The organism is Micromonospora nigra (genome assembly GCF_900091585.1).
GTDB classification, from domain to species: Bacteria; Actinomycetota; Actinomycetes; order Mycobacteriales; family Micromonosporaceae; genus Micromonospora; species Micromonospora nigra.
Genome location: NZ_FMHT01000003.1, coordinates 843,432 through 867,012 on the forward strand (window position 1 = coordinate 843,432; position 23,581 = coordinate 867,012).

The 23,581-nt window shown below is 72.7% G+C and carries 22 protein-coding genes; 11 read left to right on the forward strand and 11 right to left on the reverse strand.

The genetic code is table 11. The features are described 5' to 3' along the window. Nucleotides 1–37: 37 nt before the first annotated feature. Both wrbA and GA0070616_RS03130 read right to left on the reverse strand, forming a co-directional pair. Nucleotides 38–655 (reverse strand): NAD(P)H:quinone oxidoreductase, encoded by a 618-nt coding sequence (gene wrbA / locus GA0070616_RS03125; RefSeq protein ID WP_091075905.1) that lies wholly within the window; start codon nt 653–655, stop codon nt 38–40. Nucleotides 656–928: 273 nt separating this feature from the next. Then, on the reverse strand, nt 929–1,321 hold the full coding sequence (locus GA0070616_RS03130; protein ID WP_091075908.1) for a DUF4190 domain-containing protein: 393 nt from the start codon (nt 1,319–1,321) through the stop codon (nt 929–931). A 161-nt stretch (nt 1,322–1,482) separates the two neighbouring features. Here GA0070616_RS03130 and GA0070616_RS03135 point away from each other — a divergent pair, with 161 nt between their 5' ends. The 4 genes from GA0070616_RS03135 (at nt 1,483) to GA0070616_RS03150 (ending at nt 4,306) form a co-directional block, all read left to right on the forward strand. Further along, the gene (locus GA0070616_RS03135) at nt 1,483–2,598 is read left to right on the forward strand and encodes a winged helix DNA-binding domain-containing protein (protein WP_245712636.1); all 1,116 of its coding nucleotides are present in this window, start codon (nt 1,483–1,485) and stop codon (nt 2,596–2,598) included. 124 nt (nt 2,599–2,722) lie between these two features. Beyond that, nucleotides 2,723–3,301 (forward strand): DsbA family protein, encoded by a 579-nt coding sequence (locus tag GA0070616_RS03140; protein ID WP_091075910.1) that lies wholly within the window; start codon nt 2,723–2,725, stop codon nt 3,299–3,301. A 256-nt stretch (nt 3,302–3,557) separates the two neighbouring features. Next, nucleotides 3,558–3,989, forward strand: a complete 432-nt coding sequence (locus GA0070616_RS03145) for a RusA family crossover junction endodeoxyribonuclease (protein ID WP_091089751.1) — start codon at nt 3,558–3,560, stop codon at nt 3,987–3,989. A 47-nt stretch (nt 3,990–4,036) separates the two neighbouring features. Beyond that, complete coding sequence (locus GA0070616_RS03150; protein ID WP_091075913.1) at nt 4,037–4,306, forward strand: hypothetical protein; 270 nt, start codon at nt 4,037–4,039, stop codon at nt 4,304–4,306. Between the two features lie 474 nt (nt 4,307–4,780). Here the strand turns inward: GA0070616_RS03150 and GA0070616_RS03155 are convergent, their stop codons facing one another. The 7 genes from GA0070616_RS03155 to GA0070616_RS03185 all read right to left on the reverse strand — a co-directional run bounded on the left by GA0070616_RS03155 (nt 4,781) and on the right by GA0070616_RS03185 (nt 10,254). Beyond that, a complete protein-coding gene (locus GA0070616_RS03155; protein WP_091089754.1) occupies nt 4,781–5,455 on the reverse strand; it encodes an HAD family hydrolase in 675 nt (224 codons plus the stop codon). Between the two features lie 123 nt (nt 5,456–5,578). Further along, entirely contained in the window at nt 5,579–6,151 is a 573-nt protein-coding gene (locus GA0070616_RS03160; protein WP_091075917.1) for a TetR/AcrR family transcriptional regulator, read from the reverse strand. Nucleotides 6,152–6,719: 568 nt separating this feature from the next. Beyond that, the gene (locus tag GA0070616_RS03165; protein ID WP_091075920.1) at nt 6,720–7,451 is read right to left on the reverse strand and encodes a DUF3618 domain-containing protein; all 732 of its coding nucleotides are present in this window, start codon (nt 7,449–7,451) and stop codon (nt 6,720–6,722) included. 17 nt (nt 7,452–7,468) lie between these two features. Continuing rightward, nucleotides 7,469–7,879 carry a phage holin family protein gene (locus GA0070616_RS03170; protein WP_245712637.1) on the reverse strand — a complete coding sequence of 137 codons (411 nt, stop codon included), beginning with the start codon at nt 7,877–7,879 and terminating at the stop codon, nt 7,469–7,471. Further along, nucleotides 7,876–8,499 carry a hypothetical protein gene (locus tag GA0070616_RS27450; protein WP_139128835.1) on the reverse strand — a complete coding sequence of 208 codons (624 nt, stop codon included), beginning with the start codon at nt 8,497–8,499 and terminating at the stop codon, nt 7,876–7,878. The genes GA0070616_RS03170 and GA0070616_RS27450 overlap by 4 nt, the downstream gene beginning before the upstream one ends. A 262-nt stretch (nt 8,500–8,761) precedes the next feature. Beyond that, on the reverse strand, nt 8,762–9,472 hold the full coding sequence (locus GA0070616_RS03180) for a DUF4386 domain-containing protein (RefSeq protein WP_091075927.1): 711 nt from the start codon (nt 9,470–9,472) through the stop codon (nt 8,762–8,764). 47 nt (nt 9,473–9,519) lie between these two features. Continuing rightward, nucleotides 9,520–10,254 carry an NAD(P)-dependent oxidoreductase gene (locus GA0070616_RS03185; protein ID WP_425412920.1) on the reverse strand — a complete coding sequence of 245 codons (735 nt, stop codon included), beginning with the start codon at nt 10,252–10,254 and terminating at the stop codon, nt 9,520–9,522. Nucleotides 10,255–10,348: 94 nt separating this feature from the next. On the opposite strand from GA0070616_RS03185, the gene GA0070616_RS03190 reads away from it, so the two are divergent. After that, on the forward strand, nt 10,349–11,029 hold the full coding sequence (locus GA0070616_RS03190) for a TetR/AcrR family transcriptional regulator (protein ID WP_245712638.1): 681 nt from the start codon (nt 10,349–10,351) through the stop codon (nt 11,027–11,029). A gap of 218 nt (nt 11,030–11,247) precedes the next feature. Here the strand turns inward: GA0070616_RS03190 and GA0070616_RS03195 are convergent, their stop codons facing one another. Continuing rightward, nucleotides 11,248–11,460 carry a helix-hairpin-helix domain-containing protein gene (locus GA0070616_RS03195; protein WP_091075934.1) on the reverse strand — a complete coding sequence of 71 codons (213 nt, stop codon included), beginning with the start codon at nt 11,458–11,460 and terminating at the stop codon, nt 11,248–11,250. A gap of 272 nt (nt 11,461–11,732) precedes the next feature. Here GA0070616_RS03195 and GA0070616_RS03200 point away from each other — a divergent pair, with 272 nt between their 5' ends. The 3 genes from GA0070616_RS03200 (at nt 11,733) to GA0070616_RS03210 (ending at nt 15,256) form a co-directional block, all read left to right on the forward strand. Continuing rightward, on the forward strand, nt 11,733–12,590 hold the full coding sequence (locus GA0070616_RS03200; protein ID WP_091075938.1) for a CDP-alcohol phosphatidyltransferase family protein: 858 nt from the start codon (nt 11,733–11,735) through the stop codon (nt 12,588–12,590). An 80-nt stretch (nt 12,591–12,670) separates the two neighbouring features. Continuing rightward, the gene (locus tag GA0070616_RS03205) at nt 12,671–14,407 is read left to right on the forward strand and encodes an alkaline phosphatase family protein (protein WP_139128836.1); all 1,737 of its coding nucleotides are present in this window, start codon (nt 12,671–12,673) and stop codon (nt 14,405–14,407) included. A 39-nt stretch (nt 14,408–14,446) separates the two neighbouring features. Continuing rightward, entirely contained in the window at nt 14,447–15,256 is an 810-nt protein-coding gene (locus GA0070616_RS03210; protein WP_091075945.1) for an FkbM family methyltransferase, read from the forward strand. Nucleotides 15,257–15,316: 60 nt separating this feature from the next. Here the strand turns inward: GA0070616_RS03210 and GA0070616_RS03215 are convergent, their stop codons facing one another. After that, entirely contained in the window at nt 15,317–18,022 is a 2,706-nt protein-coding gene (locus tag GA0070616_RS03215; RefSeq protein WP_091075948.1) for an MGH1-like glycoside hydrolase domain-containing protein, read from the reverse strand. A 42-nt stretch (nt 18,023–18,064) separates the two neighbouring features. Here GA0070616_RS03215 and GA0070616_RS03220 point away from each other — a divergent pair, with 42 nt between their 5' ends. From GA0070616_RS03220 to GA0070616_RS03230, 3 genes are all read left to right on the forward strand, one after another. Further along, on the forward strand, nt 18,065–20,005 hold the full coding sequence (locus GA0070616_RS03220; protein ID WP_091075951.1) for an amylo-alpha-1,6-glucosidase: 1,941 nt from the start codon (nt 18,065–18,067) through the stop codon (nt 20,003–20,005). A gap of 214 nt (nt 20,006–20,219) precedes the next feature. Further along, nucleotides 20,220–21,551 (forward strand): glycosyltransferase family 4 protein, encoded by a 1,332-nt coding sequence (locus GA0070616_RS03225; protein ID WP_091075954.1) that lies wholly within the window; start codon nt 20,220–20,222, stop codon nt 21,549–21,551. Between the two features lie 62 nt (nt 21,552–21,613). After that, the gene (locus GA0070616_RS03230; RefSeq protein WP_091075958.1) at nt 21,614–23,569 is read left to right on the forward strand and encodes a serine/threonine-protein kinase; all 1,956 of its coding nucleotides are present in this window, start codon (nt 21,614–21,616) and stop codon (nt 23,567–23,569) included. The last annotated feature ends 12 nt before the right edge of the window (nt 23,570–23,581 follow it).

Sequence of the window (23,581 nt, forward strand, 5' to 3'; positions counted from 1 at the left end):
TCGAGAGCCCCCGCCCGGGCCGCCGGTCGCCGCACGGTCAGCGCGCCATGCCCTGGGTGAGGGCACGGCCGATCTGCACCGCCCGCTTGACGGTCAGCGCCGTGGCGGCCAGCGCCTTGTGGTCCGGGGGGATCTCCCCGTTGTTGCTGGTGTGCGACGCGCCGTACGGGTTGCCGGCGACGAACTGGCTCGGGTCGGTGTAACCGGGGGTGACCACGATGCCACCCCAGTGGTAGAAGACCGTGAACAGCGACAGCAGCGTCGACTCCTGCCCGCCGTGCTCGGTGGCGGTGGAGGTGAACCCCGCGTACACCTTGTTCGCCAGCGCGCCGTTGGCCCACAGCGGACCGGTGGTGTCGATGAACTGCTTGAGCTGGGCGGCGATCATTCCGTACCGGGTCGGCGAGCCGAAGACGACGACGTCGGCCCAGGACAGGTCGTCCGGCTCGGCCTCCATGACGTCCTGTGTCTCCAGGCGGTGGGCCTGCCAGCCGCTGTTGGAACGGATCGCCTCGTCGGGCGCCAGTTCCCGGACCTTGCGCAGCCGCACCTCGGCGCCCGCCTCGCCGGCGGCCTCGCAGGCCGCCTGGGCCATCTGGTACGTGATGCCGGTCGCGCTGTAGTAGATCACCGCGACCTTGATCGGGTCAGCCATCGGATGTGGTCCTCCTCGTCTGGGTCAGCTCCGGCGACTACCCGATAGTTGTCGCGGCAAACACCGCCGCTGCCGGCCCGGCCTGATCGACGGGCCGGCGACTCAAGTTTTCTGCAAGTTCGGTCGCGGGTCCGTGCCGGCGGCCCCGGACCGGGAGATCCTGGTGCCACCGCCGCCGACGGCAGCCGCCGGCATCGGTGGCCTGAACGGGGGATCGCGCTCCGCCGGCAACGACGCTGGCGCAGCGCGATCAGGGGAGCCGCTCGCCCGCACTCACCGGTCGCGGGCGTCCCGCAGGTCGTCGACCCGTTCCTGGAGGCGGTCCACGGCGTCCTCGTTGTTGACGAAGGTGGTCATCCCGGCGGCCAGGGCCAGGCCGAGCAGCACGGCCAGGGCGCTGAGCACGAGGCCACCGATCGCCACCAGCCGACCGGTGACACCCGGCCGGCCGGCCATCCTGAAGCCGAGGATGCCCAGGATCACCCCGATGATGCCGAGCACCAGCCCGATCCAGGCCAGGATCGCGGTCAGCACGCTGAGCAGGCCGGCCACCCCGAAGACCAGCGCGAACGCGGCGGCGGCGCTGGTCTTGGCACGCGTCGGCGTCGACGGGACGGGACGGGCCGGTGTGCCGGCTCCCGGGACCGGTTCGTGGGATGCGGCCATCTCGGTCCTCCGTGCGGGCGTGGGTGGGTGGGTGCTCCGGTTGCCGCCGCTTCCCCACCCGCGCCGTGTTCATGCCTGCCCGGGTCGTCGGTGGCGACTTCCGGCCGGGTTGTCGGTGGCAGCTCCTAGGCTGGCCCCACCCGCCCCGGCAAGGAGGCCAGATGCCCGTCGCCCTCACCGCAGCCGAGGCACTCGCGCTGCGGATGACCAGCCTGCTGCTGCGCCCGCACCCGGTTGCCCCACCCGACACCGTGGCCGGCGTGGTGGAGTGGTTCGGCGCGATGCAGTCGCAGGACGCGGCGAGCGGCGAGTGGTCGCTGGGCGTGCGCCTGCCGGGGCGCACCCGTGCCGACGTGCAGGTCGCGCTGGAGCGGCGTGAGGCGCTGCGCACCTGGCCGATGCGGGGCACCATCCACCTCGTGCCGCCCCGCGACGCCCGGTGGATGGTGGAGCTGACCGGGGTGCGGGCGCTGGCGGGTGCCGCCCGTCGCCGCGAGTTCCTCGGCTTGTCGGAGGTGGACGCCGACCGGGCGGTCGACGTGCTCGGCACCGCCCTGGCCGGCGGTGGCCGGCTCACCCGGGCGCAGTGCGTGGCGGCGCTGGTCGCCGCCGGCATCGACGGCGCCGGTCAGCGTGCGTACCACCTGTTGTGGTACGCGAGTCAGACCGGCGTGACCTGCCTGGCCCCGAACGTCGGCACGGAGCAGACGTTCGTCCTGCTCGACGAGTGGGCCCCCGACCAGCGCCACCCCGAGCGCGACGAGGCCCTGGCCACGCTGGCGGTGCGCTACTTCCGCAGCCACGGCCCCACCACCCGGCAGGACTTCGCCGGCTGGACGGGCCTGACGGCGGCCGACGCGAAGCGGGCCGTCGCCGCCGCGGGGGCCGCCCTGGCGGCCGTCGAGATCGACGGCGTCGAGGGGTGGCTCGACCCGGCCCTGCTGGACGCGCCCCGCCAGCCCGTCGACGAGGTGTGGACGCTGCCCGGGTTCGACGAGTACCTCCTCGGCTTCAAGGACCGCGCGCTCATGCTCGACCCGGCACACAAGCAGGCCATCATTCCCGGCGGCAACGGCGTCTTCCAGGCCACCGTGGTCCGCGCCGGGCGGGTGGTCGGCACGTGGAGACGCACCCTCGCCAAGACCCGGGTGACGGTGGCCGTGCACCCGCTGGTCGACCTCGACGCGGCCACCCGCACCCGGGTCGAGCAGGCCGTGGCCCGGTACGCCGACTTCGTCGGCCTGCCGCCCCGACTCCAGTGGCATCCGCAGCGCTGAACCTCCGGCGACGCGGGTCCACGGACGCCCGCCGGGCGTCACCGACCGGTTCACAGACGCCCGCCGGGCGTCGCGACCCGCGTCGCGGCGAGCGAACCGGCGGACGTCCGCCTACGCTCGACCGATGGACGTCACCTTCTTCTTCGACCCGTCCTGCCCCTGGTCCTGGCGCACCTCACGCTGGCTGGTCGCCGTGGCCGACGCCCGCGGCCTGCGCATCGAGTGGCGGGCGTTCAGCCTGTGCATCCTCTCCGGCGGCGACTTCCCGCCCGAGTACGCGGAGGGCCTGGCCGGCTCCGAGCGGGCCCTGCGGCTGGTGGAGGCGCTGCGTGCCGAGGGTCGGCACGACGACGCCGGCCACTTCTACACCAGCCTGGGCGCGAGCACCCACGACGAGGGCAACCCGCTGTCGCCGAAGCTGGTCGACACGGCCGTGGAGGCGGCCGGCCTGGTCGACGCGGCGGCGGCGCTCGACGATCCCCGCTGGGACGAGGCGGTACGCGAGTCGCACGCCCTGGCGTACGCCTCGGCCGGGCCGGACATCGGCTCGCCCGTGCTGATGGTGCCCGGTGTCGACCGGGGCGTGCACGGGCCGATCCTCACCGAGGTGCCCGACACCGACGACGCCCTGACCCTCTGGGACAGCCTCCTCCCCCTGCTCCGGCTGGGCACCTTCCACGAGCTCAAGCGGGGCCGCCACTGACCCTCGAACGACGGTCGCCGCGCCGGGCGCGCGGGCGCCGGGTCCGCCCCGCGTCCCATCCAGTGAGCGGCGGAGCTACCCACGCGGGGCCAGGTGGACTAGCGTTTCCCTAACTCCGCAGCCAGCGCGTACGCCGCCGCCGTCGATACGCCTCCGGCCGACCCCAGCCCGCCCGATCGGTTGGTTCTCGCGGGAACATTCCTTCGCCGGTTCACCGCTTGGGCAGGATCGTCCCCAACGAGGAGGTGTCGTCGTGGTGCAGGACACCCGCGCTCTCGCCCTGATGTTCGAGGTGAGCGGCCTGCCACCGGTCAAGACCGAGGCGTTGTCCATCTTCGCTGCCGGGCATCGGCAGGCGACAAGGGTCCGCGCCCTGCTCCAGGCGGCCTGCACCGCGGCCCAGCGCACCGGGTGGACGCCGCTGGGCGGGCCGGTCGAGGTCGACCTGACCCTGCGCTGCCCGCCGGGGCACCGCACCTCCGACGCCAGCACCCTGCTCGGCGGGGTGTGTGCGGTGTTGCAGGACAAGAAGCGGGTGGCCACCATCGGGCTGGCCCACCTCGGGGTCCTGGTCGACGTCGCCCTCTACGAGGACGACCGGCAGATCCGCCGGTTGTCCTACCGCGAGGAGCCGGCGGAGGAGTACTCGTACCAGGTGCGGGTCGCCGCCGTACCGAACGTGGTTTGACCGACGGCCGCGGCCGGGTATCGCGGACGCCGACGAAGGGAGCGCCGATGTCGGAGCCACACGTCACGCTGGACCCTCGTGATCCGGTGCAGGAGAAGCTGCGCGGACCGCTGGAGGACCAGTTGACCTCGGCGTTGCAGGCCGCCGCCGACCGGGTGCGGGCCAGCTACGCGGACGAGCCGGTGGAGCAGGTGTGCCAGCGGCTGCTCGACGAGACCCGCTCCGGCCTGCACCCGGACATCGCCGCCGGTTTCCGGCCCGACATGGACGAGTTCTGCCGGGTGGCGGTTGCCATCGTGCGCGGCGAGGTTTCCTGAGCCCGGCGGCACCCCGGCCGCTGCCGGTCGGGCTCGGTGCAGGTGGGTCACCGGTGGTCGGGTTCTGTCCGCGGGCACGAGTCAGGACCGGGTCCGCAACTTCCCGGTCCTGACTCCTTGCCGTCCGGGGTCGCAGCGGGCATCACCCGACGAACCGCGGGCGTGGCGCGGTGGCCACGCCGGCTCGACTCGACCCGGGGGCCCGCCCGCACTCAGCTCCACGGTGCCCGACCACCGGACACGCGCCTCCAGCCCACCCCGAGGGGCCTCGGGCGCTGACCCAGGCTAGGCGCTTTCCCGCAGGCCGGACAAGGGATGTGGCCGTCCGCGAACGGTGATTGACGTCAAGGTCAAAAAGCGGCACGTCCGCGTAACACAGCCATGGCCGGGTGCGCTGTTCGACAACGACCGAGGGTCAGGAGAAGCCGGTGAGAACCGGGCTCGGGGAGCCGGTGAGTCGCGGCGGGCGGCGGGTCAGAAGTGCCGCAGCAGGTCCGGGAACGCGGCCAGGTGCAGGATCCCGGGGTCGGTGGGATCCAGCTCGTCGTGCTCCAGCACCCAGGTGTTGTCGTTGGGGATGAACACGGCGTTCATCCCGGCCGCCCGGGCGGGCAGAATGTCCGAGCGCGGCGAGTTGCCGATCATCCAGCCGGCGGCGGGGGCGAACCCGTACTCCCGGCTCAGCCACCGGTACGTCCCGACGTCCTTCTCCGGCACGATGTGCGCCGCACGGAAGTGGTGCAGCAGCCCGCAGGCGTCGAGCTTGCGCTGCTGCTCCTCCGCATCGCCCTTGGTGAGCAGCAACAGCTCGTGCCGGTCCGCCAACTCGTCGAGGGCGTCCGCCACGCCGGGCATCAGTTCCACCTGGTGCTCCACCAGTGCGGTGGCGAGCCGGCCGATCTCACGACGCTCCGCGTCAGTGGCGGGCCGACGACGCAACCGTTCCAGGCACTCACCGAGGCTGCGCAGGAAGACCTTGCTGCCGTAGCCGTGCGCGACCGCGTTGGCCCGCTCGATGTCGTCGAGCACCGCCCGGATCTCCGCCCGGTCGAGGGTGGGGTGGGCGAGCCACTCCAGGAAGTCGTCGATCACCCGCTCGAAGACAAGGTTGTTCTCCCACAGCGTGTCGTCGGCGTCGAACACGAGCACCCGCCCCGGCTCGATCGCCAGCCCCTCGTCTGCCACCCGGCGACTGTAGGGGACGGCCCGGCAGCCCGACGAGTGATTATGGGCTGCTTTCCCCGCCGCCACGGGCGCAGCCGCCCGGCCGCCTCACGGCGGGCCGAACAGTCGCTCCCCGAGCATCCGTTCCCGCTGCTCCTGCGCCTCCGGGCGCAGCCGTCCGCCGCGGGTCAGCATCACCAGCCCGTGCAGCAGGCTCCAGCCCAGCTCGGCCAGGGTGTCGGCGTCCCGCCCGGCGCACAGGGGGGCCAGGGCCGCCCGCAGTTCGTCGGAGGTGGCCGCGATCGTCTCGGGGACCCGCTCCGCGCCAAGGGTCAGGTCGGGAGTGTGGGCGAACATGGCGTCGTACACCTCGGGGTTGGCGTACGCGAAGTCGAGGTATGCCGCCATCACCGCGGACCAGGCCCGGTGCTCCCCGTCGGCGGCCGACCGGGCGGCCACCAGTGCGGCGGCCAGATCGGCGAAGCCGCCCACCGCGACCGCCGCGACCACCGCCTCCCGGTCGGCGAACCGCCGGTAGAGGGCACCGAGGTCGACCTCGGCGTGCTCGGCAAGCCGTCGGGCGGTCACCGCCGCCCAGCCCTCGGTCTCGGCCAACTGCCGGGCGGTGGCGACGACCGCGTCCCCGTCCCACCCGGCGGCCGGTTCGTCTGCTCCGGACACGCATCCGACGCTAGTTCGGTTCACTGAGGGTGATGCCTACGCGACGGATTGCCGACTGAGCGATGGTCGCCCGGCGGAGGTGGTGTACGACCTGCCCACGATGAGCGTCTGGTGACTGGCCGAGGAGGCCGTGTCCACGCTCGGCCAGGCTGCGCGTCTACGGCGCGGTGTCACGTGCGGAGCTGAACTCGTCGTGGATGGGGATGCGGTCCGGTGGGGACGCGCCGGTCTTGCGGGGATCGGGGCCGATCGGTGTGAGTTCCGCATGGCCACCCTTGGCGCCTCGGCGTCGCCGCATCACGGCGGCGCCGGCCGCTCCTGCGACGGCCACCGCTGCCGTCAAGGGCCACATCGCGTGGCGGCGCGCCCGGGGCAGCCACCGCTTCTTCGGAACTTTCCTCGCTCTCATGCCTCCAGTATCACCGTCCGAGATGTCCCATGAGCCGGAATTTGTCTGCGTGACTGGAATGGTCACGCCGGGGCGTCGACAACCAGCGCCGCGCTGCATGCCGACGCCCCCGGCTTCCAGACGAAGCCGCGACGGCGATGGACGGGTGAGGGCCACGAACTACACCCTTCGCGGTGCGTCTCGGGCGTCATCCCGGACCTGACCGGCTTGCTCCCTGCCGGTGTCGCGTATCGCTGCGGCGCTCTCTGCGGCGGTGGACCGCAGCGCTTCTGACGCCTGCTGCGCGGGCTCGCGGAGGTTGTCCTGCACCTGGTGCATCACATTGGCGGCCTGTTGCTTGACCTGGCCGGAGTGCTCCTTCAGCTGGTGTTGTGCCCGTTCGGCGAGATCGCGTTCCTTCCTGCTCGGCGGGATGAGCGAGGCGGCGAGCAGACCGGCTCCGAAGGCGATGAGGCCCGCGGCAAGCGGATTGCCCTGGGCTCGCTCACGGGATGCCTCAGCCAGTGCCTGGGCACGGTGCCCTGCGGCGGACACCGCGTCCGACGCCTGGTGTGCCGCACCCGTGACGGCGTTCGCACCACGATGTGCCATGCCGGAAACCGTGTCCGAGGCCTCGTGTGCCGCACCTGTCGCTTGCTCCACACCATGGTGGGCCGCATCGGAGACCCGGTGCGCGGCCGCGGAGCTTTGATAGACGGTGCTGTCCTTCGTGTGTCTGGCGGTGCCCATGACCTTGTCGACGGCATGGCTCACCCGGCCGCGGGCGCGGGTCGCCTGGTCCGAGGCGATGCGGCGCGGGTTGGCCTTGTAGGCGATGGCGTCGACGTCGTCGCTCAGCTCGGCTCTGGTGGTCTCGATATCGCGCCGGATCCTGTCCGGATCGTTCGACATGATGGCTCTCCCTCGTGTCAGCGGCCCCTGACCGCGTCCGGTATGTCGCGCGCCGTCTCTCTGGTGCGCGTCAGCACGTCGACCTCGCGCATCTGCGTGCGGGCTCGCGAGGCGAGCACGCCGCAGACCACGGCCCACAGGACGGCCACGATCAACGCCGCCCACCCCTGGTCCATCACGTTGGACAGGCCCCACCACAGCGCATGCGACACGAACAGCAGGGTGAGCAGCGCCGCGATCGCGGCGGCGGCGAACAGGCCCGCCGCAGTACCGGCGGTGCGTGCTTCCACACGCAGTTCGGCCTTCGCCAGGTCGACCTCCTGCCGCATGAGCAGCGAGAAGTTGCGACTGGCGTCGGAGAGCAGTTCACCGAAGGAGGCCTGGGTCTTGTCCGGGCCGCCGGGGGCGCTGGCGGGTGAGGTGCTCACGGGCCCACCTCGGTGCCGGTCGGGCCGTGCCGCACCGTGGTGGCCGTGGTCGGAGACGGCACCGCGGTGGCCGTGGTCGGAGACGGCGGCGCGTGAAGCGGCGTCACCACCGGCACGCCCGGCTGCCCTGCGGGCACTTCTCCGGATACCCGTCCGGCTCCGTGACCGCCGTGACCGCCGTGGCCTTCGTGACCGTCGTGTCCCGAGCCAGAACCGAGGGCGCGAGTCAGTCGGCCGGCGAGCAGTCCGGCTATGGCCGCGCCCGCGAGAAACGTTCCGGGGTGCCGGCTGGCGTACTCGCGCACCTCCCGGACCAGGTCGCCGGGTTGTCGAGCGTCGAGCCAGCCGGCGGCCTGCTCGGCGACGTCCGCGCCTCGGCGGACCACCTGCGAACCCGGTCCACCGTGATCGCTGTCAGCCATCGACCGCAACTCCGTGCCCAGCGCGCGCAGACTGTCGGCAGCGCGCTTCTGTTGCTGCTGGGCCTGCGACCGGGCCTTCGATGAGGCTTCCCGTACCAGGCCGGACGCCTGTTGCCGGGTCTCCGAGGCAAGGTGCTTGCCCTGCTCGGCTGCCTCGTGCGCGACGCCTTCGCCGGCTTGGACCGCCTCGTGCCCCACCCGAGTGGCCGCCTCGCGGGCCCGGTGTGCGGTACCACCGCCTGACGCGGACGGCGGAGAGCCAGTCTCCCTGTGCGATGTCATCCGTGTCCCCTCTCTAGCCCGCCCCCAGCAGAGGGCGGGCCGGTCGCTTACCCGGAAGGAGGCGTTGAACACGCTGCCCCGGTACGCGCAGGCGCCATCCGGGCGTGCGGCGGCCGGGACGACGGCTTGGACAATCGGCGATCCGGCCCGGAAGCCCCTGCCGCCCGCATCGCACAGCTCAGTGGGCGGCGGCCGGAGTCCGCGTGTCGAGTTCGGGAATCCGCACGGCCTTGACCAGCAGCCACGCGATGAACGCCAGTTCCGCGACCGCCGGGAGGGTCATCGCGAACGGTGAGATGGCGGCGCCGAAGTCGGGGGCGAGCAGTCGCGCGAACACGTCCACGAGGTGACCGAGGCATCCGATCACCAGCAGGCCGCCCAACACGGCGGGAAAGTAGCCCGACCTGACGACCAGGTAGCCCAGCGGGAGCAGCCACAGGCCGAAGTACGTCTGGGCGATGAGGAACCCGTCGTGCTGCAGGTCGGCGAACAGCACCGCCAACTGGTCGGCGGCTGCCGGACCGAAGGCGTCCGCGTAGCCCTGGCCGGTGACGATCGTCAGGGCCGCCTGCTGGTTGAGCAGGTTCAGGCTCTGGATCGCCACGCTGACCGCCACGAAGGTGACCATCACGGCAGCCACCAGCTGGTTGACATGTTTGAGCAGGAGATACAGGGCCACGGCGGTCGACAGGAAGGCCGTGGCCCCCAGCAACTCGCTGACGAGACCGATGCGGAACAGGGTGGCCGAGGTGGCGATGTTGTCGGCCGTGACCGCCGCGTTCCCTGGCTCGACGATGCGGGTGTTCACCAGCCCGGCGAAGATGGTGAACACGGCGACGACCAGGTACAGGGCCCCCGCGATCCTCGCGAGTGTCCTCGGGGCGGTCACGGTTTGCCCCCTGCCCATGACGTGCGGGGCTACCGTGGATCCGCCGCTCACGCCGGACCACCGGCGTGCGCGAGGGCCGACGGGGTCAGCCGGCCGACGATCGCCGGGGCCTCCCGGACGAGGGCGTCGTTCTCGACCGCCTCGACCATGAAGCGGGCGTAGTCCACCCGCGGGGTCAGATTGCTCGCGAGGACGGGGTCACCCACGTGCCGGCTCCACACCGGCAGGCCCTGACTCTCGCTCTCCACCAGGTCGCTGCCACGAACGACCGTCCAGTTGGTGTTGCTGGCGAAGATCCTTCGGCACGCCTCCACCTGGTCGTCCACATCCACGAACCGGGCCAGCTTGGCCAGCCGCCCGAACACCGCCACGGAGACCCTGAACGTGCGGGTGTACACGTCCTTCCCGTCGCGGGTGATGTGCCAGCCGCAGGAGAACACCAGACGGGCGCCCGGACGGGCGTGGTCGAGCACAGCCTGGGCGGTGCCGGAGGCGTACCGCTTCACCCCCCACGGCACCAGCACGGTGAGCACGGCGTCGCACCCGTTCACCGCCCGCGCGATGACCGCAGGGGCGTCGGTCGGTCCGGGAACCACCGTGATCCGTCCCTCGTACCCGGCGAGCTTGTGCACGCTCTGCTCCCGGCACACACCGACAACGTCGTACCCCCGGTCCAGGGCGTGCTGCACCATGTAACGCCCCAGCTTCCCGGACGCACCGACGATGCACACCCGCTTCCCCGTGCCCGGCTTTCCGACCTCGTCCACACCGTTCCGTTCCACGCTCGCTCCTCAGCATCGCATCTCAACCTTACGCCGTAAGGTATAGCCTTGCACTGTAAGGTTGTCAATCCGCCCCCACCAGCAGGAGGATCTCGTGGCCACGGAGCCAGCCGGCACGCCTGCGCCCCGGCGCAACTCGCTGAGTAAGGAGATGGTGCTGCGCGCAGCGGTCGCGCTGGCGGACGAGGCCGGCACCGGTGCGCCGAGCATGCGGAAGCTCGCCGAGCGGCTCGGCGTCGAGGCCATGTCGCTGTACCACCACTTCCGCAACAAGGACCTGATCCTCGACGGCATGGTCGACCTCGTCTTCAGCGAGATCGAGCTCCCGTCGGACGACGTCGAGTGGCGGATCGCGATGCGACGCCGGGCAGTATCGACGCGCGGTACGCTGCGCCGGCACCCGTGGGCGATCAGCCTGATGGACTCCCGGGCCAACCCCGGCCAGGCGACGCTGCGCCACCACGACGCGGTGATCGGCTGCCTACGGTCGGGCGGCTTCTCCATCGCCGGCGCGGCACACGCCGTCTCGGTGCTGGACAGCTACATCTACGGGTTCACGCTGCAGGAGCTCAGCCTGCCCTTCACGTCGACCGACGGCGTGGAGGACGTGGCGGGCTCGATTCTCGAGCGGATGCCCCGCGACGAACTCCCGCACCTCACCGAGATGATCGTCCATCGCGCCCTGAAGCCTGGTTACACGTACACGGCGGAGTTCGAGGTCGGGCTCGACCTGATCCTCGATGGACTGCATCGACAGCGCGAAACGTGGCGGTGACCCTCCCTGCGGGCTTGCGCACAGACCGGCGCGGCCCCCGGTCGAGTCAGCCCACGCGCGCGTCCGATGCGCGATCGCGGATTACCGGAGTGCCCGCGCCGACAGCCGCCGAGACCGCCCCGATGCTCGTCGGCGAACGCCAGGAAGCGGGAGACGGGTGGGGATCGGCAGCGTCGGTGACGCCGCGGAGGTGGTCGCCACCGGGCAGGGCGCGGCCGTCAATCGGCAAAGGCGAGGTCGTGCTCGGCCAGCGCGGCCGCCAGGATGCGGACCGCCTTCGGCCCCACCCCGTGCAGGGCCAGGAGGTCGCGGCGGCTGTGGGCAGCGACCTGAGCAAGCGTCATGATGCCGGCTTCGAGCAGAGCGCTGTTGGCCGGTCGCCCGATGGGCGGCAGGTCCCCGATCTGTGCGGGCACACGGCGAGTACTCACGCGATCACGATAGCCCGGTCTCCCGGTCTGTGTTCGGTGCCTTCGGCGGCGAATGCGACACTACGCGGCGAATCTCGTCGCGGTCCTTCGACGACCGCCGCCTCGGAGTGGGCGTACCCACCCGCACCACGGGAGGCCGGCGGAAGGCGGGGACGGTACGCCGCACCACCACCTCGCAATCACCTGGGATTCACCTGCGTCCGGAACGAACCGGACGGCCGTATTTCTCGTGTTGAGGGTCAGGGTCGCGGAATCACAGTCATGGAGGCACGATGCCCACGGTTCGCACTGGTCCGGTCGTCGGACTGATCGTGCAGGTCGTCCTGTTGGCGGTGCTCGCCACAACGGTGGGCCTCGGGGTGGCGGGTTGGTTGGCGGGCCTGGGGTACGGAATCGTCCTGTGCGCCCTGCTCAGCCGGGGCCTGCGTCGTTCGGGTGCGGGGAGTCTCGGCCCGGCCGACCGGGTGACTTTGGGCCGGGCGATCCTCGTCGGGTGCGTGACGGCCCTGGCGGCGGACTCGTTCGACCAGTCGGCGCCGATCGCGTTGATGGTGACGCTCACCGCCGTGGCGCTGGCGCTCGACGCGGTGGACGGCTACACGGCCCGCCGCACCGGAACCTCCAGCGAGTTGGGCGCACGCTTCGACATGGAGATCGACTCCTTCCTCGTGCTGGTGCTCTGTGTCCACGTGGCACAGTCGGCGGGGAGCTGGGTGCTGGCGATCGGCGCGATGCGGTACGCCTTCGTCGCCGCCAGCTGGGTGCTGCCGTGGATGCGTGGCTCGTTGCCGGGGCGCTACTGGCGTAAGGTCGTCGCGGCGGTCCAGGGGGTCATGTTGACGGTGGCGATGGCCGGGGTGCTGCCCGGTCCGCTGGCGGTCGCCGTGCTGGTGCTGGCGCTGGCGCTGCTCGTCGAGTCGTTCGGCCGCGATGTCCGCTGGCTGTGGGCGACGCGCCGCACGTCGGCCGGTGCCGCCGCGCCGGCCCGTCCGACCGGGGTGGAGATCCCGATTCACCCGAGCGTGCACCCGAGCATCGACGTCACCGGCGAGCTGGTCATGGAGGCACCGGTGGGGTGGCGCGACCAGCCGAGGATCACCGTGGCCCGGGACGGCGGCGTCCGGGTCTGAGACGCCCGGCCCGCCGCACGACCACGATCCGAGGGTCCCGGCCCCGCCAAAGAACCACGATCGACGGAAGGATGCCCAGGTTGTCGCTCACGACGCGGGTGCGCCGGCTACCGGCCCAGGCACGGAGGCTGGTGCGGGACACCCCGCCGGCCGACCGAGACCTCGACCGGACGCCGGATGGAGCCGAGGGTGACGATCCCGGCGGGAGGACCTGGCGTCGCGTCCGGAGCCGGCTGGCGACCCTGCTGGCCGCGTTGCTCGTGCTGCTCGCGCTCACCGCGCCGTACGACTTCGGTCGTCTCTCGCCGGCCGCCTTCGTGCGGATACCCCTGGAGGCGCTGCTGCTCCTCGCGCTGCTCCTCGCGCTGCCCCCGGCCGCCAGGCGGGCGACGGCGGCGCTCGCCGGTGTGGCCCTCGGCCTGTTGGGCCTGCTCAAGCTACTCGACCTGGGGTTCTCCGCATCGCTCGGCCGGGCGTTCGACCTGGTGCTCGACTGGGCGCTGCTCGACGAGGCGTTCGGTTTCGTCGACGAGTCCTACGGCCGCTCCGCCGCGATCGGCAGCGCGGTCGCGCTGGCGCTGGTCGCCGGCGTACTACCCGTTCTGGTCACGGTGTCGGTGCTGCGGCTGAGCCGCCTGGTCGTCCGGCACCACACCGGCACCACCCGGGCCGTCGCGGCGCTGGTGGTCGTCTGGGTGGCGTGCGCCGCTTTCGGCGTCCAGGTGGCTCCGGGCGTGCCGGTCGCCGACACCTCGGCGACCACCCTGGTCAACGGGCACGGCTTCCAGGTGCGGCTGCGCCTGGAAGACCGCAGGACGTTCGCCACCACGGTCGACGCCGACCCGTTCCGGGACACACCGGGCGACCAACTGCTCACGGCGCTGCGCGGCAAGGACGTGGTCGTCGCCTTCGTGGAGAGCTACGGCCGGGACGCCGTCGAGGATCCGGAGTTCGCTCCGCAGATCGGTGCGCTCCTCGACGCCGGAACCGACCGGCTGAGCGCGGCAGGCTACTCGGCGCAGAGTGGCTTCCTCACCTCACCGACGATCGGCGGTGGCAGCTGGTTGGCCCATGCCACGCTGCTCTCCGGCCTGTGGATCGACAACGACCAGCGCCACCGCACCCTGCTGGCGAGCGACCGGATGACCCTGGGCGGTGCCTTCCGGCGGGCGAACTGGCAGACCGTGGGCGTGATGCCGGCGGTCACCAGGGCATGGCCGGAGGGCTCCTTCTACGGCTACGACCGGTTCTACGACGCCAGGACGCTCGCCTACCAGGGCCCGGAGTTCAGCTTCGGCACGATGCCCGACCAGTACACCCTGTCCAGCTGGCGGCGCCTTGAGCAGGCGCTACCGGCAGGCCCTCCCGTGATGACCGAACTCGCGCTCGTGTCGAGCCACTCCCCCTGGACACCCGTGCCGCCGCTGCTCGACTGGGCCGATCTCGGTGACGGCGGGATCTTCCACGATCACGCCGGGAACGCGACGGACGAGAAGCGCCGCAGCGCCGGCCGGATCAAGGCGGACTACCGGCGGTCCGTCGAGTACACGCTGAGCACGCTCATCTCCTACGTCGAGACCTACGGCGACGACGACCTCGTGTTCGTCTTCCTCGGCGACCACCAGCCGGCCCCGGTCGTCACCGGCCAGAACGCCAGCCACGACGTGCCGATCACGATCATCACCCGGGACCGGGCGGTGCTGGACCGGATCTCCGGTTGGGGCTGGCAGGACGGGCTGAAGCCCGGCCCGCAGGCCCCGGTCTGGCGCATGGACGCCTTCCGGGACCGGTTCCTGACCGCCTTCGGCCCGCGATAGCGCACCTTCAACCACTTCACGAACGGGGACCACAGGTCGATGACGGACACCGTCGCCGCCAGGATCGCGGCGCTCCAGGACGATCCTGCCACCGCGTCCCTGCGCCGGTCGCTCGACGTGTACTACGGCGACCCGGAACGCGACGCGCGGATGGACGCGTTCTACGCCCGCCTGGTCGCGCCCGGGGATCTCGTCTTCGACATCGGTTCCCACGTGGGTGACCACGTCGGCAGCTTCCGCCGGCTCGGAGCGCGGGTCGTGGCCGTGGAGCCGCAGCCGCTCTGCCTGCGCGCCCTGCGCGCGATCTACGCCGGAGACGACCAGGTGACGCTGGTCGAGGCAGCCTGCGGCGCGGTCGCCGGGAGCGTACGGTTCCATGTCAACTCCGCCAATCCGACCGTGTCGACCGCGTCCTCCCACTTCGTGCGGGCTGCCGTCGGCGCGGGCGGCTGGGAGGGCGAGGTGTGGGACTCGGAGATCGAGGTCCCGGTCGTGACCGTCGACGCGCTGGTGGAGCAGTACGGGGTGCCGGCCTTCGCGAAGATCGACGTGGAGGGTTTCGAGGACGCGGTGCTGGCCGGACTGAGCCGTCCGCTGCCCGCCCTCTCGTTCGAGTTCACCACGATCGCGCGCGAGGTCGCGCTGCGGTGTCTCGACCGACTGACCGCGCTCGGCTTCGACGGGTTCGACGTCGCGCTGGGCGACGACAAGTCGATGACGTTCGAGTCCTGGGTGCCCGCACACGAGATGGCGGCCCACCTGGTCACGCTGCCCCACGAGGCCAACTCCGGTGACGTGTACTGCGTGTCCCGGAGCGGTTCGGACCGCTCCGGGGGCGGCGCAGGGTGATGCGACGGCCAGCGACGCGGCGTTCGCCAGGGGCCAGCGGCGCGAGGTGTTCGGCCAGGGTCAGCGGCGCATGGTGAGGATGAGGTCGGCGACCAGCGCCGTCCAGCCGGTCTGGTGCCAGGCGCCCAGCCCCGCGCCGTTGTCGCCGTGGAAGTACTCCGGAAACGCGATCAGGTCCCGCCAGTCCGGGTGGGTCTGGAACAGCTGCGCCGCCCCGTAGATCGGCCGGCGACCCCAGCCGTCGCGGGTGAACAGCGAGATCAGCCGGGCGGACAGGTCGTCGGCGATCTCGTCGAGGGTCCGCTTCACCCCCGAGCGGGTCGGGTACTCGATCTGGAGGTCGTCGCCGTAGAAGGCCGCGTAGTCACGCAGCGCGCTGATCAGCAGGAAGTTGGTCGGCATCCAGATCGGGCCGCGCCAGTTGGAGTTGCCCCCGAACAGGCCGCTGGTCGACTCGGCCGGCTCGTACCCGACCGCGAACTCCTGCCCGCCCAGGGTCACCGCGAACGGCTTGTCCAGGTGAGCCCGCGACAGGGTGCGCAACCCGTACTCGGAGAGGAACTCGTCGGTGTCGAGCATCCGGGCCAGCAGCCGGACCACCTGCTCGGGGCCGACCATGGACAGCAGGCGCTGCTGCCGCCCGTCCGGGCCGATGCGGCGCACCCCGATCACGTCGGCGTACTCGGGACGGTTGGTCAGGAACCAGCGCAGCCGGGCACCCAGTTCCGGCAGCAGGTGCAGCGTCCGCGCCGTGAGCCGGGTGACCGCGGCCAGCGGCAGCAGCCCCACCACCGAGCGGACCTTCAGCGGCACCTTGCTGCCGTCGGCCAGCCGCAGCACGTCGTAGAAGAAGGCGTCCTCGGCGTCCCACAGGCCCTGGGAGTACGCGGCGGCGGCGATGTACGCGAAGTGCTCGAAGAACTTCGTCGCGGTGTCCACCCAGGTGCGGTCGTGCTCGGCCAGCACGATCGCGATGTCCAGCAGGTTGAGCGCGTACATGGCCATCCAGCCGGTGCCGTCGGACTGCTCCAGCACCCCGGCCACGGGCAGGGCCGCCGACCGGTCGAACGGGCCCACGTTGTCCAGCCCGAGGAAGCCGCCCTCGAAGACGTTGTTGCCGCCGGTGTCCTTGCGGTTGACCCACCAGGTGAAGTTCATCATCAGCTTGTGCATGATCCGGGCCAGGAACTCGTGGTCCTGGCTGCCGTCGATCTCGAACACCTTCAGCGCCGCCCAGGCGTGCACCGGCGGGTTCACGTCGCCGAACGCCCACTCGTACGCCGGGATCTGCCCGTTGGGGTGCAGATACCACTCGCGGAGCAGGAGCAGCAGCTGCTCCTTGGCGAAGGTCGGATCGACCCGCGCGAGGCTGACGCAGTGGAAGGCCAGGTCCCAGGCCGCGTACCAGGGATACTCCCACGGGTCCGGCATGGAGATCACGTCGAAGCTGGTCATGTGCCACCAGGCGCTGTTGCGTCCGTGCCGCCGGCCGGCGGGCGGCGGGGTGGAGCCGGGATCACCTTCCAGCCACCGCTTGACGTCGAAGTGGTAGAACTGCTTGCCCCACATCAGCCCGGCGATGGCCTGCCGGGCGACGAGGGCCTCGTCAGGGCCGGCCGCCTCGGGGATCACCCCGGCGAAGAACCGGTTGGCCTCCGCGCGGCGGGCCCACACCACCGCCTCGAAGCCGTCGCCGAGATCCGCCGGCGGCACGTCGCCACCGCCGGGGGGCGGCGCGGTCCGCGTCAGCCGCAGCCGGATCTGCCGCTGCCCGCCCGCCGGCACGTCGAACACGTAGTGCAGCGCACCCTTGGTGCCCTCCCCCGCCGGGTTGACCGTGTCGGCGCCGTTCACGACGTGGTCGTTGATGCCGTCCTTCGGGTGAGCCGAGCGGCCCGGCAGCCCCCACAGCCGCTCGGCGTTCGTGTCGTTGTCGCACAGCAGCGGCGTCGGGTCGCCGTCGCCGTCGAGCACGACCTGCCCGAGCACCCAGTGCTCACCGACAAGCCGGGCGCCCTCGCCGACCAGCCGGGGCACCCGGTCACCCCCGGGCAGCCCCCACGCCCACGTGTTGCGGAACCACAGGTGCGGCAGCACGTGCAGCCGCTCGGTGTCCGCGCCCCGGTTGGCGACGGTGACCACGATGCACATGTCGGTCGGGCCGGCCTTGGCGTAGTCGACGGTCACCGCCCAGTACCGGTCGTCGTCGAAGATGCCGGTGTCGACCAGCTCGTACTCGGTGTCGTCCCGGCCCCGCAGGCCGTTGACACCGACGAGTTCGTCGTACGGGAAGGCGGCCTGCGGGTAGTGGTAGCGCCAGCGCATCCACGAGTGGGTGGGCGTGGAGTCCTCGTACCACCAGTAGTCCTTGGCGTCCTCGCCGTGGTTGCCGCCGTCGCCGCCGAGGCCGAACATCCGCTCCTTGAGGATGGGATCGCGCCCGTTCCACAGCGCGAGGGCGAAGCAGAAGGTCTGCCGGTCGTCACAGACGCCCGCCATGCCGTCCTCGGACCACCGGTAGGCTCGGGACCGCGCGTGGTCGTGGGGGAAGTAGTCCCACGCCGTGCCGTGTTCGCTGTAGTCCTCCCGCACCGTCCCCCACGCCCGCTCGGACAGATAGGGACCCCATGCGCGCCAGTCCTGCTCCCCGGCGTCGGCCTGGGCGAGCCGGAGCCGCTCGGCGTCGGGAGTCGGGTCGGTGGGCGAGCCGTCAGTGATCACGTGGACATCTTCGACGCCGCCGGGGTACTTCACCACAGCGGCCATTCTCGTCGTGGCGTGTTGCACCTCGCCGCAGGTGGAGGAAAGTTGATCGACATTCGCTTCGGTCCGCAGGTGTGCGGAGCGCTGACCAGCGGCGCGACCCGCGAATGGGTGGTCGCTGACGGTCTCGGCGGGTATGCCATGGGCACCGTCGCCGGGCTGCGCACCCGCCGCTACCACGGTCTGCTGGTGGTGCCCGGAGAAACTCCGGCGTCCCGCACAGTGGGACTGGTGAGCCTGGATCCGGCGGTGCTGCTGCCCTCCGGGGCGCGGATCCGCCTCGGCGCGCACGAGTGGGCGTCCGGTGACGTCGACCCGCGCGGCTTCGAGTTGCTGGAACGGTTCGACCTGACCGACGGGCTGCCCCGCTGGCGGTGGCGCATCGGTGACGTGGTGATCGAGCGGGAGATCGCCATGCGGTACGGCCGGTCCTGCGTGGCGGTGGTGCACCGGCTCGTCGGCGGCCCCCCGGTGCGGCTGGAACTGAGCGCGGCCTGCACCTGGCGGGACGCGCACGGCGAACGCCGCGCCGACGGCCCCGCCCTGCGGATGGACCGGGTCGACGGCGGCGCGGTGATTGACGGGGCGTTCCGTCTGGCCGGGCCGGACTGGGCCCCGGAGGGGCACTGGTGGCGGGGCGTGCACCACCGGGAGGAGGCCGCGCGCGGCCTGCACCCGAGCGAGGACCTGTGGTATGCGGGCCGGTTCGCGGGCGCGTTGGACCGGCCGGGCGACACGGTGTCCGTCCTGGCCTGGGCCGGGGACCTGGCCGAGGAGCCGCCACCGGCGACCGAGGTGGTGGCGGCGGCCCGACGACGCAACCGGCAGGTGGTGGCGGCGGCGAAGCCCGCCGACGACGTCGAGGCGACCCTGACCCTGGCCGCCGACGCGTTCGTGGTCGACACGCCGCGCGGACCGGACGTGGTCGCCGGCTACCCGTGGTTCGGCGCCTGGTCCCGCGACACGATGATCTCGTACGAGGGGCTGTTCCTGTGCACGGGCCGAGCCGACGAGGGCCGGGCGCTGCTGCGCGCGTACGCGGCGACGCTGTCGGAGGGGATGCTCGCCAACACCGCCGACACGGGTCGGGTGGAGTACAACACCGTCGACGGCACGCTGTGGTTCCTGCACGCCGTCAGCCGCCACGTCACCGTCACCGGTGACACCGACCTCGGCGACGAGCTGCTGCCCGCCCTGCGGGCCGTGGTCGAGGCGCACACCGCCGGCACCCGCTACGGCATCGGCGTCGACCCGGCCGACGGGCTGCTCGCGCAGGGCGCGCCGGGAGTGGCGCTGACCTGGATGGACGCCCGCGTGTACGGGGTGCCGGTCACCCCGCGCACCGGCAAGCCCGTCGAGGTGAACGCCCTGTGGATCAACGGGTTGGCGGGCCTGGCCGAGCTGTCGGAGCTGGCCGGGCAGGACGCGACCGGGCTGCACCGCCTGCACGGGCAGGCGCTCGGCTCCTTCCGGGACCGTTTCCCGTCGGCCGTCGGCTGGCTGCACGACGTGGTGGACGCGCCCGCACCCGCGTACCCGCTGGGCGGTGCGCCGCACCACGACGACGACCTGCTGCGACCCAACCAGCTCCTGGCCTGGTCGCTGCCGTACGCGCCGCTGGAACCGGACGCGGCGACCCTGGGTTGGGTCGCCGCCGGCCTGCTCACGCCGCTGGGCCCGCGCAGCCTGTCCCCCGACGCACCGGAGTTCGCCGGCCAGCACCGCGGTGGGCCCGCCGAGCGGGACGGCGCATACCACCAGGGCACGGTGTGGCCGTGGCTGCTCGGCCCGTACGCGGACGCCTGCCGCCGGGCGGAGCTGCCGGTCGACGAGTTGTTCGTGGGCGTCGAGGCGCACCTGAGCGAGTACGGCCTCGGCTCCGTGAGCGAGACGGCCGACGGGTCGGCCCCGCACGCCGCCACGGGGTGCCCCTTCCAGGCGTGGTCGGTGGCGGAGGTGCTACGGGGGCGGCGGCTGCGCCGCTGACCTCCCCGCGGACGGCACCGCCCCGGTCGAACCGCTGCCGGTCACCGCCGCCGGCAGCGGTCGCCGGCAGCGGTTTACACCGCCGCAACGGTGATGTCTCCGCTGGTTATCCAGCCGCGAGCAGGATGGGTCCCGATCCAGCAGCGACCGTGGGACGCCGGGTTTCCGGTGCCGGCCGGCGCGCGGGTGCCGACAACTCCACCGAGGGGGCCGCATGTCACCGAACGCCGACGTGATCGACATCAACCCCGCCCGTCAGCAGCGGATACTGATGCTCTCCTGGGAGTACCCGCCCGTCCTCGTCGGCGGCCTCGGCCGACACGTACACGCCCTCTCGGTCGCCCTCGCCACCGCCGGCCACCACGTCACCGTCGTCACCCGCCACACCGAAGGCGCACCCCACGAGGAATACGCCGACGGCGTCCGCATCCTGCGCGCCGCCGAAGACCCCGTCACCTTCCCCCTCGCCACCGACTCACTGCTGGCCTGGACCATGGCCTTCAACCACACCCTCACCCGAGCCGCCCTCCGCGCCACCGAATCCGCCACCTACGACGTCATCCACGCCCACGACTGGCTCGTCGCCCACACCGCCATCACCCTCGCCGAACACCTCGACATCCCCCTCGTCACCACCATCCACGCCACCGAAGCCGGCCGACACCAGGGCTGGCTCCCCGACGACATGAACCGCACCATCCACGGCGTCGAACACTGGCTCAGCACCGAGTCCGGCCGGGTCATCGTCTGCTCCGGCTACATGCGCGACCAGGTCACCACCCTGTTCGGTGTGCCGACCGAACAGATCGACGTGGTGCCCAACGGGGTCGACGACCGGGCCTGGCGGGCGCGGCCCCGGGCGGTCGCGGCGGCCCGTGCCCGGTTCGCCGGTGCCGGGCCGCTGGTCGGGTACGCGGGCCGGCTGGTGTACGAGAAGGGCGTGCAGCACCTGGTGGAGGCGGTGCCGGCGCTGCGTCGCCGGCATCCGGGGCTGCGGGTGCTGATCGCCGGCGACGGGCCGTACCGGAGTGAGCTGGAAGACCGCGCCCGTCAGCTCGACGTGGACGGCACCGTCCGCTTCACCGGCTTCCTCGACAGCACCCAGCTGCCCGCCGTGCTGGGGGCCACCGACGCGACGGTGGTGCCCAGCCTCTACGAGCCGTTCGGCATGGTCGCCCTGGAGGCGGCGGCGGCCGGCGCGCCACTGGCCGTGGCCCGCACGGGCGGGCTGGCCGAGATCGTCGAGCCGGGCGTGACGGGGGTGTCCTTCCCGCACAGTGATCCGCAGGCCCTGGCGGGGGCGGTCGGGCAGCTCCTCGGCGACGAGGTGTTCGCCCGCCGGGTCGCCCGACAGGCCCGCGTCATGGTGGGCCAACGCTACGGCTGGGCGACCATCGCGGCGCACACCGCCGGCACGTACGCGGTCGCCGGCCGCGAGCACGGCCCGTGGCAGGCGCGGCGGGCCGCCGCCCGCCTGGCCGGTGGCCACCGGAGCGTCTCCGTTCCGGACGGCAACCTCCTCGCGGTCGGAGGCGCCGCCTGCTGAGCGGATAGGTCGACCCCGATCCCGGTGGCTAAGGTGTACGCCGACGGCGGGATGGGGGACGTGTGCGCCAGGTGCTGATCGCCGGCCGGTACCGGCTGCTCGACCTCGTCGGACGGGGCGGGATGGGCACGGTCTGGCGGGCCCGTGACGAGGTGTTGCACCGGGAGGTCGCCGCCAAGCAGGTGGTGCCGCCCGCGTGGCTGACCGGCGGCGAGCGCGACGAGGTACGCGATCGCACCCTGCGCGAGGCGCGCACGGCGGCCCGGCTCAGCCACCCCGGGGTGGTCCGCGTCTACGACGTGGTCCGGCACGGGGACAGCCCGTGGATCGTGATGGAGTACGTGCCCTCGCGCACCCTTCAGGATCTGCTGGACTCCGACGGTCCGCTGGCTCCCCGGCGGGCGGCCGAGATCGGGCTGGCCCTGCTGGCCGCGCTGCACGCCGCGCACACCGCCGGGGTGCTGCACCGTGACGTCAAGCCGCAGAACGTGCTCGTCGCCCACGACGGCCGGATCATGCTGACCGACTTCGGCCTGGCCGTCTTCGACGGTGGCGACGGGGTGATGACCCGGCCGGGCGTGGTGCTCGGCTCGCCGCAGTACGTCGCTCCCGAACGGGCTGCCGAGGGGGTGTCCAGCGTGGCCGCCGATCTCTGGTCGCTCGGGGCGACCCTGCACGCCGCGGTGGAGGGGCGGTCCCCGTACGCCCGCAGCACCGCCATGGCGACGCTGAGCGCGCTGGCCTCCGCGCCGCCGGACCCGGCACCCCACGCCGGGCCGTTGGCCCCGGTGCTGGCGGGCCTGCTGCGCCGGGATCCACGCCACCGCACCGGTCACGCCGAGACCCGGCGGCGGCTGGAGGGTGCCGTCGGGCCGCCCGCGCCCCGGCCGGTCGACGACGACGCCACCCTGGTGGTCCCGCGCGCGACGTCCGGGCCCGACGCACCCACCGACCCGATCGGGGTACGCCCGCCGACCGGCCCGTCCCCGCACGCCGGCACCGCGACGCCCGACGCGCCGACCGACCCGGTCGGGGTACGCCCGCCCCGGCGTCCCGGTGCCGTCGCTCCGGACGCGCCGACCGACCCGGTGGGTGTGCCCGCGCCGCGCCGCCGGGATCTCAGCCCGCCGGAGCGGTGGGTGTCGGCACCCGCCCAGGTCGACGCACCGGGGGGCGGGCACGGCGTTGCGGGGGCCCGGCGGAGCGTGGCCACCCCGGCCGGCGGCGAAGCACCCCGTCCGCCGGCCGCGACCCGCCCCTGGACGATGGTCGCGGTGTCGCTCCTGGTGGCCGTCGCCGCCGGGGTGGGCAGCGCCATCGCGGTGCTGGGGGCGACCGGCGACGAACCGGACGCACCGCAGGGGTCGGCGAACCTGCCCGCCCTGTCCCCGGGTGACGGCGGCCCGCCGGGCGATCCCCGGGTCACGACCGCCGACGACCGGTGGGCCGGCGACCCCGGCCGCCCACCCCGACCCGGGCCGGGCGGGCCCCTTCCACCGCCGCCGTTCCCCTGTGTCCGGCCGGTGATCCGGGGCGAGCCGGTGTCCGCCGCCGAACCGGCCGCCGGTGAGCAGTTCCGGCTGCCCAGGGGGTGGGCGTGGCACGCCGACGCCACCGGTTTCCGGGTGGCGGTGCCCGTTGGCTGGCGGTACTCACGCGACGGTGACGTGGCGTGCTTCCAGGACCCGGTCACCGGCCGGGCGTTGAGTGTCGCCGGTTCGGGCGACACCACCGCCGGGGCGCTGACCCGGCTGCGCGCCGCCCGCAAGCGGGCGCTGGACGCCGGCGCCCTTCCCGGCTACCGGGAGGTCCGGCTGGCCCAGGTGGGCGACGCCGCCGAGTGGGAGTGCGAGTGGACCACCCCGCACGGCGGCCGGCTGCGCGCCGCGCAGATCGTGCCGAACCGGCCGGCGCGAACCCGCTCCTGGACGCTCGGCTGGATCGCCCGGGACGCGGACTGGTCCGCGTCGACCCGGCAACTGTCCACGGTGCGGGCCAGTTTCCGGCCGGGCCGCTGACGCGGTCCCATC